This is a genomic window from Aquimarina muelleri DSM 19832 (genome assembly GCF_000430665.1).
GTDB lineage: Bacteria > Bacteroidota > Bacteroidia > Flavobacteriales > Flavobacteriaceae > Aquimarina > Aquimarina muelleri.
This window is the reverse complement of sequence record NZ_AUML01000015.1, coordinates 78,096-92,825: the sequence shown is the minus strand read 5'-3', so window position 1 is coordinate 92,825 and position 14,730 is coordinate 78,096. Positions and strand designations below refer to the sequence as shown.

General features: G+C 31.7%; 16 protein-coding genes. 12 read left to right on the top strand and 4 right to left on the bottom strand.

Translation table 11 applies throughout. The features are described 5' to 3' along the window. The first annotated feature begins 1 nt into the window (after position 1). Both H527_RS0107535 and H527_RS0107530 read left to right on the top strand, forming a co-directional pair. On the top strand, positions 2 to 2,344 hold the full coding sequence (locus tag H527_RS0107535) for a GH92 family glycosyl hydrolase (protein WP_051316680.1): 2,343 nt from the start codon (positions 2 to 4) through the stop codon (positions 2,342 to 2,344). 279 nt (positions 2,345 to 2,623) lie between these two features. After that, complete coding sequence (locus tag H527_RS0107530) at positions 2,624 to 3,535, top strand: ROK family protein (RefSeq protein ID WP_051316679.1); 912 nt, start codon at positions 2,624 to 2,626, stop codon at positions 3,533 to 3,535. Positions 3,536 to 3,607: 72 nt separating this feature from the next. Here the strand turns inward: H527_RS0107530 and H527_RS0107525 are convergent, their stop codons facing one another. From H527_RS0107525 to H527_RS0107510, 4 genes are all read right to left on the bottom strand, one after another. Beyond that, positions 3,608 to 4,003 (bottom strand): rhodanese-like domain-containing protein, encoded by a 396-nt coding sequence (locus H527_RS0107525; protein WP_035087617.1) that lies wholly within the window; start codon positions 4,001 to 4,003, stop codon positions 3,608 to 3,610. Positions 4,004 to 4,011: 8 nt separating this feature from the next. Then, positions 4,012 to 4,326: a rhodanese-like domain-containing protein gene (locus H527_RS0107520; protein ID WP_035087615.1), complete on the bottom strand. Its 315-nt coding sequence runs from the start codon at positions 4,324 to 4,326 to the stop codon at positions 4,012 to 4,014. 145 nt (positions 4,327 to 4,471) lie between these two features. After that, positions 4,472 to 5,098: a thioredoxin family protein gene (locus H527_RS0107515; RefSeq protein WP_027412135.1), complete on the bottom strand. Its 627-nt coding sequence runs from the start codon at positions 5,096 to 5,098 to the stop codon at positions 4,472 to 4,474. Positions 5,099 to 5,137: 39 nt separating this feature from the next. Continuing rightward, complete coding sequence (locus H527_RS0107510; protein ID WP_027412134.1) at positions 5,138 to 5,659, bottom strand: TlpA disulfide reductase family protein; 522 nt, start codon at positions 5,657 to 5,659, stop codon at positions 5,138 to 5,140. Positions 5,660 to 5,898: 239 nt separating this feature from the next. On the opposite strand from H527_RS0107510, the gene H527_RS0107505 reads away from it, so the two are divergent. The 10 genes from H527_RS0107505 (at position 5,899) to trpB (ending at position 14,727) form a co-directional block, all read left to right on the top strand. Further along, positions 5,899 to 6,360 (top strand): MarR family winged helix-turn-helix transcriptional regulator, encoded by a 462-nt coding sequence (locus tag H527_RS0107505; RefSeq protein ID WP_027412133.1) that lies wholly within the window; start codon positions 5,899 to 5,901, stop codon positions 6,358 to 6,360. Positions 6,361 to 6,390: 30 nt separating this feature from the next. After that, the gene (locus H527_RS0107500) at positions 6,391 to 6,957 is read left to right on the top strand and encodes a YceI family protein (RefSeq protein ID WP_027412132.1); all 567 of its coding nucleotides are present in this window, start codon (positions 6,391 to 6,393) and stop codon (positions 6,955 to 6,957) included. 228 nt (positions 6,958 to 7,185) lie between these two features. Beyond that, positions 7,186 to 8,583 carry an anthranilate synthase component I family protein gene (locus H527_RS0107495; protein WP_027412131.1) on the top strand — a complete coding sequence of 466 codons (1,398 nt, stop codon included), beginning with the start codon at positions 7,186 to 7,188 and terminating at the stop codon, positions 8,581 to 8,583. Positions 8,584 to 8,590: 7 nt separating this feature from the next. Beyond that, positions 8,591 to 9,163, top strand: a complete 573-nt coding sequence (locus H527_RS0107490; protein ID WP_027412130.1) for an anthranilate synthase component II — start codon at positions 8,591 to 8,593, stop codon at positions 9,161 to 9,163. A 47-nt stretch (positions 9,164 to 9,210) separates the two neighbouring features. Continuing rightward, the gene (gene trpD / locus H527_RS0107485; protein WP_027412129.1) at positions 9,211 to 10,206 is read left to right on the top strand and encodes an anthranilate phosphoribosyltransferase; all 996 of its coding nucleotides are present in this window, start codon (positions 9,211 to 9,213) and stop codon (positions 10,204 to 10,206) included. A 22-nt stretch (positions 10,207 to 10,228) separates the two neighbouring features. Next, positions 10,229 to 10,750: a hypothetical protein gene (locus H527_RS0107480; RefSeq protein ID WP_027412128.1), complete on the top strand. Its 522-nt coding sequence runs from the start codon at positions 10,229 to 10,231 to the stop codon at positions 10,748 to 10,750. 111 nt (positions 10,751 to 10,861) lie between these two features. Continuing rightward, the gene (trpC, locus tag H527_RS0107475) at positions 10,862 to 11,644 is read left to right on the top strand and encodes an indole-3-glycerol phosphate synthase TrpC (RefSeq protein WP_027412127.1); all 783 of its coding nucleotides are present in this window, start codon (positions 10,862 to 10,864) and stop codon (positions 11,642 to 11,644) included. Positions 11,645 to 11,648: 4 nt separating this feature from the next. Then, entirely contained in the window at positions 11,649 to 12,782 is a 1,134-nt protein-coding gene (locus H527_RS0107470; RefSeq protein WP_027412126.1) for an SDR family oxidoreductase, read from the top strand. Positions 12,783 to 12,822: 40 nt separating this feature from the next. Next, the gene (locus H527_RS0107465; RefSeq protein WP_027412125.1) at positions 12,823 to 13,488 is read left to right on the top strand and encodes a phosphoribosylanthranilate isomerase; all 666 of its coding nucleotides are present in this window, start codon (positions 12,823 to 12,825) and stop codon (positions 13,486 to 13,488) included. Positions 13,489 to 13,545: 57 nt separating this feature from the next. Continuing rightward, positions 13,546 to 14,727, top strand: coding sequence for a tryptophan synthase subunit beta (trpB, locus tag H527_RS0107460; RefSeq protein ID WP_027412124.1), 1,182 nt, complete (start codon positions 13,546 to 13,548; stop codon positions 14,725 to 14,727). Positions 14,728 to 14,730 lie beyond the last annotated feature (3 nt).

Below are 14,730 nucleotides of genomic sequence, written 5' to 3'. Positions count from 1 at the left end.
AATGAAACATATAATACTTCTACTAACAGGAATACTTTGCTTTTCTTCTTGTAAGAAAAACATTAAAGACTCTGCGATCCAGGCCCCTATATCAAAAACTATTCAAAAACCAGATTTTACCCAATATGTAAATCCTTTTATTGGTACTAGTAAAATGGGACATACTTATCCAGGAGCAACAGCCCCTTTTGGAATGGTACAACTAAGCCCTCAAACAAATTTTGAAGTAATGTTTAATAAAGATGGGAGTTATAATAAAGAAACCTATGAATACTGCGCAGGATATCAATACAGGGACACTACTATAATTGGTTTTTCTCATACTAATCTAAGTGGTACAGGGCACTCGGATCTAGGGGATTTTTTAGTTATGCCAACTACGGGTGACTTAATTCTTGATCCTATAAAAACTAAAGAGAACACAAAAGGATTTTACTCTACATTCTCTCACAAAGAAGAATCTGCTTCTCCCGGATACTATAAAGTAAAACTAAAGGATTATAATATTATCGCAGAACTTACTGCTACAGAACGTGTAGGATTTCATCAATATACTTTTCCTAAAACCAAGGATGCTCACATTCTTCTAGATTTAGTTTACAATGTATACCATCATGATGACAAAAATGTATGGACTTTCTTACGAGTAGAAAATGATTCTCTGGTAACTGGCTATAGACAAACCAAAGGATGGGCAAGAACAAAAAAAGTATTTTTTGCCATGCAATTCTCCAAACCTTTTAAAAGTTATGGACATCAAAAGTATGATTCTGTAAAATATGATGGATTTTATCGCCGATTTAAACAAGAAGAAAATTTCCCTGAAATGGCAGGAAAAGATATAAGAGCTTATTTTAATTTTGAAACGCAAGCTAATGAAAAAATCAACATCAAATTTGCGCTCTCCTCTGTTAGTACTGCTGGTGCTTTAAAAAACTTGGAAGCAGAATTACCTGCTTGGGATTTCGAAAAAACAAAATTAGAAACACAACAAAAATGGAATGATGAGTTATCAAAAATTGAAATAAAAACCATTACCGAAGCAGACAAAACTACATTTTATACTGCTTTGTACCACACCATGCTTAGCCCTATTCTTTACGAAGATGTAGATGGCAGCTATCTTGGATTGGATCAAAATATTCATACTTCCAAAGATTTTACAAATTATTCAGTATTTTCTCTTTGGGACACCTACAGAGCACTACATCCATTATTCAACATTACCCAACCCAGCCGTAATAACGATATGATTAAATCTATGCTTGCGCATCAAGAACAAAGTGTGCATCATATGTTACCTATCTGGAGTCATTATGCTAATGAAAATTGGTGCATGATAGGATATCATGCAACTTCGGTAATTGCCGATGCTATTGCTAAAGAGGTTGGTGATTTTGATAAAAAGAAAGCCTTAGCAGCATCAGTAAGCACTGCTAATGTTTCTTATTTTGATGGTCTAGGTGATTACATAAAGTATCATTATGTTCCAGAAGATAAAAGCCACTCTTCTGTTTCTAAAACATTAGAGTTAGCATATAATGATTGGTGCATTGCACAAATTGCCAAAAGCAATTCTGATAAAAAAACTACGGATATATTCTTAAATCGATCAGAATATTACAATAACGTATATGATCCAAAAATTGGATATATGCGTCCTAAATTAGCTAATGGAGAATTTAGAAAAGATTTTGATCCTTTAGATACACATGGACAAGGTTTTATTGAAGGAAATGCATGGAATTATGGTCTGTATGTACCTCATCAACTAGAAAAAATGGTAAAAATGATGGGCGGTAACGAACGTTTTAGTCAACACCTAGATTCTTTATTTACTATGAAATTAGAAGATAAATATATCGAGAAACATGAAGATATAACCCGAGACGGGATTATTGGAAATTATGTACATGGCAATGAACCAGGGCATCATATACCTTATTTATATAATTGGACAGGAAAACCACATAAAACTCAAGAACGTGTTCGTATGATCATGAATACCATGTATGGACCTACCGTTGATGGATTATGCGGTAATGATGATGCTGGACAAATGAGTGCCTGGTATATATTTAGTAGTTTAGGATTTTACCCTGTTACTCCAGGATCTCCAAATTATGCAATAGGAAGTCCTTTGGTTAAAGAAGCAGTACTACATTTAGAAAATGGAAAAAAATTAACTATAATAGCTAAAAACCAAAGTAAAGACAATATCTATGTCCATCAAATTTTAGTGAATGGCAAAGCTATAAACGACATTACAATTTCTCACAAAGATATAATTAATGGTGGAGAGATCATTTTTGAAATGAATAACATTCCGAAAATTAATCCATAATATAAGATTGTATACTAATTTTAAATTTTTAATAAAAAACCTCAAGAAAAAATCTTGAGGTTTCTTATGAAATATCATTAATTTGTCAAAAAAACAATTTAATCACTAACCTCAGAGCAACCTCATGAGATATAATTTCGAAAATATATTTTGTTTTCGAGGCAAACCTTAGGAAATTAAGCTCCATAACGTGGATTAAAAAACTATTTTTAAATTGTTATTTTGTAATTAACTGAAATTTCAAGCAAATGATATTCAATAAAATATACATAAATAAATATGATATTAGGAGTAGATATTGGAGGTAATTATATTACTGTAGCTGGAGTAGACTCCAAAACAAACAAATTATCAGAAACTAATCTGGTTTCTATTTCTGTAGATAATAAGGCGGAAGCTGATGAAATATTAGAACGATGGCTATTTGCTTTACAAAAAGCTATAGACACCCTAGAAAAGCCTATGCAAGGTATTGGTATAGCTATCCCTGGTCCGTTTGATTATTACAATGGTATTTTTGCTTTTAAAATGCAACAAAAATACACTTCTCTTTTTTGTTTTAACATAAAGGAAATATTAAAAAATAAATTACAGTTACCTGACAATCTTCCTGTTCGGTTTTATAATGATGCTGCATGTTTTGGTATTGGCGAAGTATGGAAAGGGAAACTTAGATCTATTCGAAGAGGGCTAGGAATAACCTTAGGAGCTGGGTTTGGTGCTTCTTTTCTTTTTCATGGGCTTCCTTTACTTTCTGGAGAAGGAATACCTAAAGATGGAGAATTATATCATATTCCTTATAAAGGTGGAATAGCGGATGATTTCTTTTCTACTCGATGGTTTATAAAACGTTATAAAGAGCTTACCAATATAGCAATTAAAACTATAGATGAGTTAACAGAAGCTGCTTTAAAAAATGATGCTATTGTACAACAGATTTTCAATGAGTTTTCTGAGAATTTAGGAGATTTCTTAAATCCGTGGTTACAATCTTATAATGCAGAGGCTATAGTTATCGGTGGTAGTATTGCTAAAGCATGGCCATTTTTTGCTATAAATCTGGAAAAAAGGCTTCATTCACTAGGATGCAGCACTATTAAAATATACAAAAGTGAACTTAAAGAAAAAGCTATACTTCTTGGGAGTGCTAGGTTAGTCGATGATACTTTTTATAAAGGATTAGCTTTTTAAAAAGTTAAAAGCTGAATTTCTAAGTTAAAAAAACTTAGAAATTCAGCTTTTTGATATAAATATGCTATTAAATCATTTAATTACATTTTTCCCTTTAAATTTCCATTCTGTAATCCCTCCATCAAGATCATAAATCTTAGTAAAACCTGCTTTTTTCATAAACTCCGAACATTTACTACTTCTTCCCCCTTTAGCACAATATACAGCTACAGGTTTGGTTTTATCTACTTTTAGTATAAGCTCTTCAAAATTTTCATTTCTAAAATCGATATTCGAGGCCCCTTCAATATACCCTTCAGCATACTCCTGAGGAGTCCTTACATCAATAAGCTGTACTTTTTCCATCTGTAAAAGAGAATCCATCTCTTCTACTGTAATCACTTCTATTACAGATTTGGTTTTTGCTTGATTACAGCTAAGTATGGATAAAACAACAATGATTATGATTATTTTATTTTTTAAAACCATATAATAGATTATTCGGAGATTTCTCCATCCCAATTCATAAAACCTCCTATTAAATTGTATGTCTTAGAAAATCCCATTTGATCCATTAATGTACAAGCCTGAGCACTTCTTGCCCCAGAACGACAATACACATAATAGTTTTTAGAGGTATCCAACTTCGCTATTTCATCAAGAAAACCTTGTCCCATACGAATATCTATATTCAACATATTGGGGATAAAACCATCCTCTACCTCTTCTTCTGTTCTTACATCTAAAATAATTGCATTACTATCGTTAGCAATTTGTTCTTGCCATTCTTCTTTTGTGATATCTTCTGCCATTATAACTTTATTATACTTAAAAATTAGACTTTTCTTTTTTTATAATCCTTACAAATATAAACAGTACTTTATAAATTGTATAAAAACTAAACGATTCATTTATTAAAAATAGCAGAATTAAACTTTATAGATAATAGATTAAAAATTATGCTTTAACACTACAACCTATAGCTTTTGTAATTTGGACAGGAACTTTTTCACCTTTTAACAATGCATATACTGCTTCTTCAACATATTTTTTAGTAGCCGCATTGGCATCTTTGTAATTATTATCAATAGCTCCTATATATTTAACTACATTCCCTTTAATTGTTTTTTCTACAACATAAACATGAGGGGTTTTAGTTGCTCCATATTGAGGATATATCGATTGCCCATCATCTAGTAAATAAGGAAAAGTAAAACCTTTTTCCTTAGCTCTTATTTTCATATTATCAAAACTGTCTTCAGGGTAAGATTTTGGATTATTAGGGTTTATGGCAATTACAGGGTATCCTAATGGCTTAAATTTAGTGTTTAATTCTATAATTCTATCTTCATAAGCAACAGAATAAGGACAATGATTACAAGTAAAAATTATAATAAAACCTTTGGCTTCTTTATAATCTGCTAAAGAGACATAACTTTCGTCTATATTTTTCAATTTAAAATCTGTAGCCACATCTCCAATCGAGTATCCTTTAATAATTTTATTTACAGACACTTTATTTAATGCAAAAGCACTTACTGCAATCACAAAAGCTACTGCTACTAGAATTTTTAAAGTTTTCATTTACTTAAATTTTAATTTAGCTATTATATTTATAATATATTATAACACCTTTTTTAGTTCTTTCTCCAACTCATTATAAGTAAAAGATCTTTCATAAAAATTAACAGTTCCATTCTTATATATAATTGTTGCTGGAATAGAACCTGACCAATTCTTGTTCACTTTAGGTATCCAATTGTTAGCATCTGGATCATCTAATAAAACTACTTTACTTTGTATTTTTTGTTTTTTGATAAACGGAATAAGTTTTGACTCTACTTGATTAGGGAGATCTAAACTCACCAAGATAACCTCTACTTTATCTTCGGGATATTTACTATTTATTAATTCAAAATATGGTAACTCTACAACACAAGGTTTACACCACGTAGCCCAAAAATTAATTACTCTGGTTTTACCATCTCCTATTGTTAAAAGAGGTTTAAAACTTTCAAAATCATACACAGGGATTTCTACTCCTTTGCTTTCAAAAACATTGGTTGCATCCAAAGCAACAGTTTGCTCTCCTTTGCAACTTGCAAAAGCTATTATCAAAAAACTATATATAATCCATCTTGACATACCACTAATTTATCAAAACCATTACTTAGGCAAAAGAAAATTAACAAGGTTTCTATACTTTATCTAAATTTTTCAAAAATTTTACTAATACTCCCCCCTAGTAACAACCTTATTTTGAGTAGCAATAATACTATTTAACCTAACTTCTAATTCTAACTTTAACAAAGAATTAATATCAATTCATGTTTTTACAAACAAATATCATCATACATTTGTATATACAAATTTTGTACATACAATTGAATATAGAGAAAATCATAAAAACAGAAGCAGAACTTCCTCTTTCAAAAAAGGTAATAATAAATCTATTGTATACAGAGAATTGGGTTATGGATAAAATTAATATAGAATTAAAAGCCCATGACATATCTCTTCAACAATTTAATGTGTTACGAATTTTAAAAGGCCAAAAGGAAAAACCTGCTAATCTTTCTACTATACAAGAAAGAATGGTGACTAAGATGAGTAACACTACTCGATTAGTAGATAAACTAATTACCAAAGGATATGTAAAAAGAATAATATGCAAATCCAATCGAAGAAAAGTTGAAATTACTATTACCCAAAAAGGAAAATTATTTCTGAATAAGGTAAGTCCTGTGATGACAAATTTCGAAAACGAAGTAACCTCAAATCTAACAGAAAAAGATTTGATACATTTAAATGAATTATTAAATAAATTAAGAAACTCAAATTATTAATAAATATCCATAATAAATATTTTAAAAATCATGAAAACTAGACTTAAATCATTAATCTTAGCCATTGCAGTAGTATTTACAACATCGGCTTTTGCACAAAAAAAAGAAATCAAAGCTTCAGAAAGCACTATAAACTGGACAGGAAAAAAAGTTACTGGATCTCATACAGGAACTTTAAATTTATCTGAAGGTTTTCTTGTATTTGAAGGAGACAAAATAACTAGCGGTGAGTTTGTTGTAGATATGACTACCCTTACTGTAACGGATCTGGAAGCAGGAAAAGGAAAAGAAAAACTAGAAGGACATTTAAATTCTGATGATTTTTTTGGAACAGAAAACTATAAAACAGCAAAACTTGTCGTTGCTAAAACACTAAAAACTAAAGATGGTTACAAAATATCAGGAGACCTTACTATTAAAGACAAAACAAATCCCATAACATTTAATCTTAATATAAAAGGAGACACTGCCTCTACAACTCTTAAAGTAGACAGAACTAAATATGATATTAAATACGGATCAGGAAGTTTCTTTGATAATTTAGGGGATAAAACGATTAGTGATGAATTTGAATTGACCGTTAATTTAAAAATGTAAATTTTATTTTCTCTACTTATAATTAATTTATATATTTGGAGCAACAATAGAAAAATGAAAATAATCTTAACAAAAAATTGGTGGTGGTCATCTCAAAGCGAAAACGTCGTGAGATAGCCCCTTCAATTATGTTAAGTAGAAAACATATCAAAGGCTTGTCGAATTCACGACAAGCCTTTTTTTATTGCTTAAAACCAAAATTATAATTACAAATTATTAAAAAATAAAATGAATTATAAACTAACAACACATTTCAAACAAATTTTAGCAGATACATTTACACCAGTAAGTGTTTACCTAAAGATTAGAGATCGGTTTCCTAATAGTTTATTATTAGAAAACAATGATTACAGAGGTAGTGAAAATAGTTTTTCCTATATCTGCTGCAATCCGATTGCCTCTTTCAAGATAGAAAACGAAATTATTTATCAAAACTTTCCAGACAAAACTGTTACAGAAACACCAATAACCAAAGACACTAATATTCCTGCCGTAGTAGAACAATTTGGAAACCGATTTGAAACCTCAAAAAGTGACTTTAAGTTTATCAACAACGGGCTATTTGGGTACATTTCTTATGATTCAGTTCGCTATTTTGAGGATATATCTATTACTAAAAAAGAAGGAAGTCTTGATATTCCTGACATGCAGTATACAGTATATCAAAACATTATTGCTATTAGTAATTTCACAAATGAGGCCTATATTTTTGCACACTGCTATCAATCAGAAAGCAATATCGCAGAAATTGAATCTCTACTTAAAGTTAAAAATTTTGCATCTTACAATTTTACTACAGTTGGAGACACAACCTCTAATCTTAATGATGAGCAATACAAAGAACATGTTAGTCTAGCTAAAAAACATTGCCAAAGAGGAGATGTGTTTCAATTAGTATTATCCAAACGTTTTTCGCAAAAATTTAAAGGAGATGAGTTTAACGTATATCGCGCTTTGCGAAGTGTCAACCCTTCTCCCTACCTTTTCTACTTTGATTATGGAGATTTTAAAATATTTGGGAGTTCTCCAGAAGCGCAACTGGTAGTAACAGGAGATATTGCCGAAATCCATCCTATTGCAGGAACTTTTAAACGTACAGGAAACGATGAACAAGATGCCGAGCTTGCAAAAAAACTATCGGTAGATGAAAAAGAAAATGCAGAACATGTAATGCTGGTAGATCTGGCTCGAAACGATCTAAGCCGAAATGGGAACAATGTTACCGTAGAAAACTATAGAGAAGTACAATTTTACTCTCATGTAATCCATTTGGTAAGTAAAGTAACTGGTAAAAAACACAAAGACACCTCGACCATGCAAATAGTTGCAGACACTTTTCCTGCGGGTACCTTAAGCGGTGCTCCAAAGCACATGGCCATGCAACTTATCGAAAAATATGAAAATGTAAACCGAGATTTTTATGGTGGAGCAATCGGTTTTATGGATTTTTCAGGAAACTTTAATCACGCAATCATGATTCGAACCTTTTTAAGCAAAAATCACCAATTACATTGGCAGGCAGGAGCAGGTTTAGTAAACGAATCTAAAGAAGAAAACGAATTACAAGAAGTATATAATAAACTGGGGGCATTAACAAAAGCGCTAAAGCTAGCTGAAGAAATATAAATACAAAATGAGCAAAAAAATATTAGTAATAGATAACTACGATTCGTTTGTTTATAATCTCGTTCATTATTTAGAAGATTTAGGCTGCGAAGTTACCGTAAAACGTAATGACCAATTACAATTAGAAGATATAGAACCGTATCAAAAAATCTTATTATCTCCTGGCCCAGGAATACCAGACGAAGCAGGATTACTAAAAGATATTATTCGTAAATACGCGAGTACTAAAAGTATTTTTGGTGTTTGTCTGGGACAACAAGCAATAGGAGAAGTATTTGGAGGCACACTTACCAATCTAAACAATGTATATCATGGTGTTGCAACCAGTGTAACACTATCGGTAACAGATGAGTTCTTGTTTGATGGACTTAATACATCATTTAATGTTGGTAGATATCACTCTTGGGTGGTAGCAAACCAAGATTTACCAGATTGTTTACAAGTTACCTCTTATGATGAAAACGGACAAATAATGTCCCTTCGACATAAAGAATTAGATGTACGTGGTGTTCAATTTCATCCAGAATCTGTCTTAACACCCGATGGAAAAAAAATATTAGAAAATTGGGTTAATAACTAATACATTATTAATACTTTAAAAACCTATAAGGTGTAAAACATAATAGTATGAAAAACTTACTCAACCGATTAATCAATCACGAAACCATCTCTAAAGAAGAAGCTAATAGTGTTTTGGTTAACATTTCTAAAGGTCAATATAATCAAAGTCAAATAGCATCTTTTCTTACTGTATTTATGATGCGTAGCATTACTATAGAAGAGTTAGAAGGTTTTAGAGACGCTTTATTAGAACTCTGCATAGCAATAGATTTAAGCGATTATAATCCTGTGGATCTTTGTGGTACTGGCGGAGATGGTAAAGATACTTTTAATATCTCTACACTTTCCTCTTTTGTGTCTGCAGGAGCAGGAATTAAAGTAACCAAACACGGTAATTACGGTGTTTCTTCTACCTGTGGCAGTTCTAATGTTATGGAGCATCTTGGTATTAAATTTAGCAACGATAAAGATTTTCTAAAACGTAGTATAGATGAAGCAGGGATATGCGTATTGCATGCACCTTTATTTCATCCTGCTATGAAAAACGTTGCTCCAATACGAAGAGAATTAGGCGTAAAAACGTTTTTTAATATGCTAGGACCTATGGTAAATCCAGCATTTCCAAAAAATCAGATAGTAGGAGTTTTTAATCTGGAACTTGCCAGAATGTACGGGTATCTTTATCAAAACACCAATAAGAATTTTACTATCCTCCACGCTCTGGATGGGTATGACGAAATTTCTCTTACAGGAAGTACCAAAACAATATCTAATACTACCGAAGGAATGCTAACTCCTTTAGATTTTGGAGTACCAATACTACGTCAAGAAGAAATTGCAGGAGGAGATACTATCCAAGAATCTGCAACTATTTTTATGAATATTTTAAGTGGTAAAGGAACAGAAGCCCAAAACAATGTGGTTTGTGCAAATGCAGGTATGGCTATTGCAACTGTAGAAGACTTATCACCAAAACAAGGTTTTGAAAAAGCAAAAGAATCCTTAATATCTGGAAAAGGGCTTACTGCATTAAAAAAAATACAAGAACTTAGCAGAAATTAGTGTATCATAAAACCATTCCCACATGAAAGTAGAAACATATAAAATTAAAGATTGGAAGGAAAAAGAAACAGGACTACTTATAGATGAAAATGAAGATTGGATTTTAGTAAAACATATCCCTGTAGATTATGTAGTCGATGGATATAAGGTTTACAAAAAAAGCGCTATCGAAAAAAGAAAATCCAAAACGAAAGAAGAAAAAATAGCAAGAGTTCTACAACTTAAAAAAATCGAAACAAAAACTCCAGAATCTTTATCACTAGACAGTGTTCTTGAAATATTAAAATGGTCTGAAAAAAAATATGGTTTATTCGAGTTTCAGGATAATGAAGGGGATTTATTTTACGGAAAACTAAATAACGTAAAAGTAGATATGTTTTATATCGATTTGATAAACTCTAACGGAAGTATCGAAAAAGAATACGACTATAATTTTTTAATCTATGAAGTTGCTGCTATTGCTTTTGAATCTGATTATTTCGAATCTATTCGATTACTAATGAACGACGAAATAAAAAAAGCGAACCCATTACATAAAGTATAGTATATAACATGCCTATAATGAATGTAACTCATAATAAAATAACGATTATAACATCAGATAAGTCATTTCTTATCAAAAATACACCCCTAACAACTAATCACTGCAGTTAAAATGAACATCCTAGATAGAATAGTAGCAGATAAACATAAAGAAGTAGAACTTAAAAAAAGGTTGATCCCCATTAAACAATTAGAGCAAGCCGCCTTATTTGATCGCAATACCACTTCATTAGCCCATGCCTTAAGAAACAGTACTACTGGTATTATTGCAGAACACAAACGAAGATCTCCATCCAGAGCGGTGATTAATCAAAAATTAAGTGTACAAGATGTAGCTTTGGGGTATGAAACTGCTGGAGCATGTGGTATGTCTGTATTAACAGATGGCAAATACTTTGGAGGATCTCTGGACGATCTTTTATTAGCCAGAGCTGCAGCAACAATACCTTTACTTCGCAAAGAGTTTATTATTGATGAATATCAATTATTAGAAGCAAAAGCATATGGAGCAGATGTAATCCTACTTATTGCTGCAGTTTTATCTCGAAAGGAAATAAAATTCTTATCAGAATTTGCAAAAAGCCTATCCTTGGATGTTTTATTAGAAGTACACAATCAAGAAGAGTTAGAGAAATCTATTATGTCCTCTATAGATATGTTAGGAGTAAATAATCGAAATCTAAAAACTTTTGACGTTAGTACCGACATAAGCAAACAACTTAGTTCCCATATTCCAGATGATTTTGTAAAAGTTTCAGAAAGCGGTATTAGTAGTATCGAAGCTATAAAAGATCTAAAACAATATGGTTATAAAGGTTTTCTTATTGGCGAAAATTTTATGAAAACAGAAAATCCAGGCGCTAGTGCTACAGAATTTATTAAAGAGTTAAACTAACAAAATGAATACTGCACTAATAACGGGAGTAACAGGTAATATAGGTTCGCATGTGTTGTATGAGTTATTGTTTGATTTATATACAAAAAATGAAGAAGCAACTATTTATGTGCTAATCCGAAAACAATCTAAAAAATCAGCAAAACAGCGTTTATTAGATGAAGTTTTTACAGAACAACTAATCCCACAAAAAATAGCATCTTTTTACAAAACTTATGTAGAAAAATACGTACATGTTATCGAAGGAGAGATACATAATTTTGTAATCCCAAAGGAAGCTGGAAATAAAATAACCGTTTACCATCTGGCAGCTTCTGTAAATCTAAGTAATACCGAGAAAGCTAAAAACGAGATTACCAATATAAACTACCATAATACACAAGCTTTTTTTGAGATAATCAAGACCAGAATAAAAAAATTAGTTTTTGTAAGCACCGCCTTTTCCCGAGGCGAAATCGAAGGAAAAATCACAGATGATTATCACTCTGTAACCGATTTTACTTTCAGAAACTTTTACGAAGCTTATAAAATGAAAGTTGAAAAACTAGTCTTGCAAATCGCAAAAGAAAATGATTTTAGCTGTACTATCGTTAGACCAAGTGTGGTATCAGGTAGGCTCTTAGATTTTCCGAAATTTGTGAGTAGCCGATATATCGTTTTCTATTCTATTGGAGAGTTTTTTAAAAAAATGAAAAAGCTATACCCCGATTTAGGAAAAATAAGAATGGCATTAAATATGGATGGCGGACTTAATATTGTGCCTGTAGATTATGTTGCAAAAGGAATCCTTCGAGCAGCAGACACTAAAGAAGAGCAAGTAAACATTACGTTAACCAAAAATGTTCCTACCCACCATATAATTACAAGTATTTTAAGAAAATGTGATGTCGAAATAGAGTTGGTAGATGAAGAACCCAAAGATAAAACTACTATCGAAAAACTGTTCTATAAAACCATTGGTAGCCAATTAGTAAAATATTCGACATCTAAAAAACATAATTTTGAGTCTAAACTAATACGAAAATTATTAGCAGATATCGAAGAACCAAATATGTTAAACAGTTTTAGCGAAGTATATAATTTTGCACATGATATTAATTTTGACAACACCAATATTATAGTAGAACCAAATATTTAATGCTTTGAAAAACAAAGAAGTAAAAATAAAAATCTGCGGAATGAAATTTCCTGAAAATATTCAGGAAGTAACTCTGTTGCAACCAGATTATTTAGGATTTATTTTCTATGAAAAATCTCCAAGAAACTTTGAAGGAAAAATTTTAGCGATCCCAAGTACAATCAAAAAAACTGGCGTATTTGTAGATACCTCTATAGATTTTATTCTACAAAAAGTAAAGCAATACGATTTTCAAGCAATTCAATTACACGGAAATGAATCCGCCGCATATTGTCAGGATCTAAAAGATACTTTAATTTCTGACGACAGACCTCACAGGTTTTTAAAACCTGTGAGGTCTTCTGAAGATGATAAAATCAAAATCTGGAAAGTATTTTCTATTAAAGACACATTTGATTTTGATGTACTAAAACCTTACGAAGGCATTGTAGATTGTTTTTTATTTGATACCAAAGGAAAAGAAAAAGGAGGTAATGGATATACTTTTGATTGGAGTGTTTTAAAAAATTACTCCTCTTCTACCCCCTTTATCTTAAGTGGTGGTATTGGTTTAGAAGAAACAGACTCTATTTTATCTTTTTTAAAAGGACCAGAATCTAACTATTTATATGCTATAGATGTAAACAGTAGGTTTGAAATCGAACCAGGATTAAAAAACATAGAAAAATTAAAAGAATTTAAAAATTTATTATCAGTGGATCGTTAATTATTTTAAATACTAAAACAACAGCATCCATTTACTAAAAACTATAAACTAAAACACATGAATTATCAAGTTAATGAAAAAGGATATTATGGGGTTTTTGGAGGGGCATACATCCCAGAAATGCTATACCCTAATGTAGAAGAGTTAAGAACAACGTATTTAAATATTATGAATGAGCCTTCTTTTAAAGAAGAGTTTAATCAGTTATTAAAAGATTATGTAGGTCGCCCTTCTCCCCTGTTTTATGCCGAGCGTCTTTCTAAAAAATATAACACCAAAGTATATCTAAAACGGGAAGATCTAAACCACACAGGAGCCCACAAAGTAAATAACACTATCGGGCAAATTCTGGTAGCTAAAAAATTAGGTAAAAACAGAATCATTGCAGAAACTGGCGCTGGACAGCATGGGGTAGCAACCGCAACGGTATGTGCCTTAATGGGAATACAATGTATCGTTTATATGGGAGAAATCGATATCAAACGACAAGCTCCTAATGTAGCCCGTATGAAAATGCTTGGCGCCGAGGTTAGACCTGCAAAATCTGGTAGCAAAACATTAAAAGATGCTACTAACGAGGCTATACGGGATTGGATTAATAATCCTGTTGATACCCATTATATTATTGGATCTGCAATAGGACCACACCCATACCCGGATATGGTTACCAGATTTCAATCTATAATTTCTGAAGAAATCAAATGGCAACTTAAAGAAAAAGAAGGAAGAGAAAATCCTGATTATGTAGTTGCCTGTATAGGAGGCGGTAGCAATGCAGCAGGCACCTATTATCATTTCTTAGAAGAACCAAGCGTTGGTATTATAGCCGTAGAAGCCGCAGGAAAAGGTGTGCATAGCGGAGAGAGTGCCGCTACATCCCAATTAGGAAAAGAAGGCATTATTCATGGTTGTAAAACTTTATTAATGCAAACCCCAGACGGGCAAATAACAGAGCCATACTCTATCTCTGCTGGATTAGATTACCCTGGTGTAGGGCCATTACATTCGCATTTATATAAAACAGGTCGTGGGGAGTTTTATTCGGTTACCGATGATGATGCTATGGCTGCCGGATTAGAATTATCAAAATTAGAAGGTATTATCCCCGCAATAGAAACCTCGCATGCACTGGCTATTTTTAAGGAGAAAAAATTTAAACCCGATGATGTTGTAGTGATAAGCCTTTCTGGTCGAGGAGATAAAGATCTGGACACCTATATCGAATATTTTAAATTATAAAAA

Coding starts and splice junctions, on each gene's coding strand:
- H527_RS0107535 (WP_051316680.1), top strand. CDS start 2: ATGAAACATATAATACTTCTACTAACAGGAATACTTTGCTTTTCTTCT.
- H527_RS0107470 (WP_027412126.1), top strand. CDS start 11,649: ATGAATACTGCACTAATAACGGGAGTAACAGGTAATATAGGTTCGCAT.
- H527_RS0107525 (WP_035087617.1), bottom strand. CDS start 4,003: ATGGTTTTAAAAAATAAAATAATCATAATCATTGTTGTTTTATCCATA.
- H527_RS0107510 (WP_027412134.1), bottom strand. CDS start 5,659: ATGTCAAGATGGATTATATATAGTTTTTTGATAATAGCTTTTGCAAGT.
- H527_RS0107495 (WP_027412131.1), top strand. CDS start 7,186: ATGAATTATAAACTAACAACACATTTCAAACAAATTTTAGCAGATACA.
- trpB (WP_027412124.1), top strand. CDS start 13,546: ATGAATTATCAAGTTAATGAAAAAGGATATTATGGGGTTTTTGGAGGG.
- trpC (WP_027412127.1), top strand. CDS start 10,862: ATGAACATCCTAGATAGAATAGTAGCAGATAAACATAAAGAAGTAGAA.
- trpD (WP_027412129.1), top strand. CDS start 9,211: ATGAAAAACTTACTCAACCGATTAATCAATCACGAAACCATCTCTAAA.
- H527_RS0107490 (WP_027412130.1), top strand. CDS start 8,591: ATGAGCAAAAAAATATTAGTAATAGATAACTACGATTCGTTTGTTTAT.
- H527_RS0107480 (WP_027412128.1), top strand. CDS start 10,229: ATGAAAGTAGAAACATATAAAATTAAAGATTGGAAGGAAAAAGAAACA.
- H527_RS0107515 (WP_027412135.1), bottom strand. CDS start 5,098: ATGAAAACTTTAAAAATTCTAGTAGCAGTAGCTTTTGTGATTGCAGTA.
- H527_RS0107465 (WP_027412125.1), top strand. CDS start 12,823: ATGAAATTTCCTGAAAATATTCAGGAAGTAACTCTGTTGCAACCAGAT.
- H527_RS0107530 (WP_051316679.1), top strand. CDS start 2,624: ATGATATTAGGAGTAGATATTGGAGGTAATTATATTACTGTAGCTGGA.
- H527_RS0107500 (WP_027412132.1), top strand. CDS start 6,391: ATGAAAACTAGACTTAAATCATTAATCTTAGCCATTGCAGTAGTATTT.
- H527_RS0107520 (WP_035087615.1), bottom strand. CDS start 4,326: ATGGCAGAAGATATCACAAAAGAAGAATGGCAAGAACAAATTGCTAAC.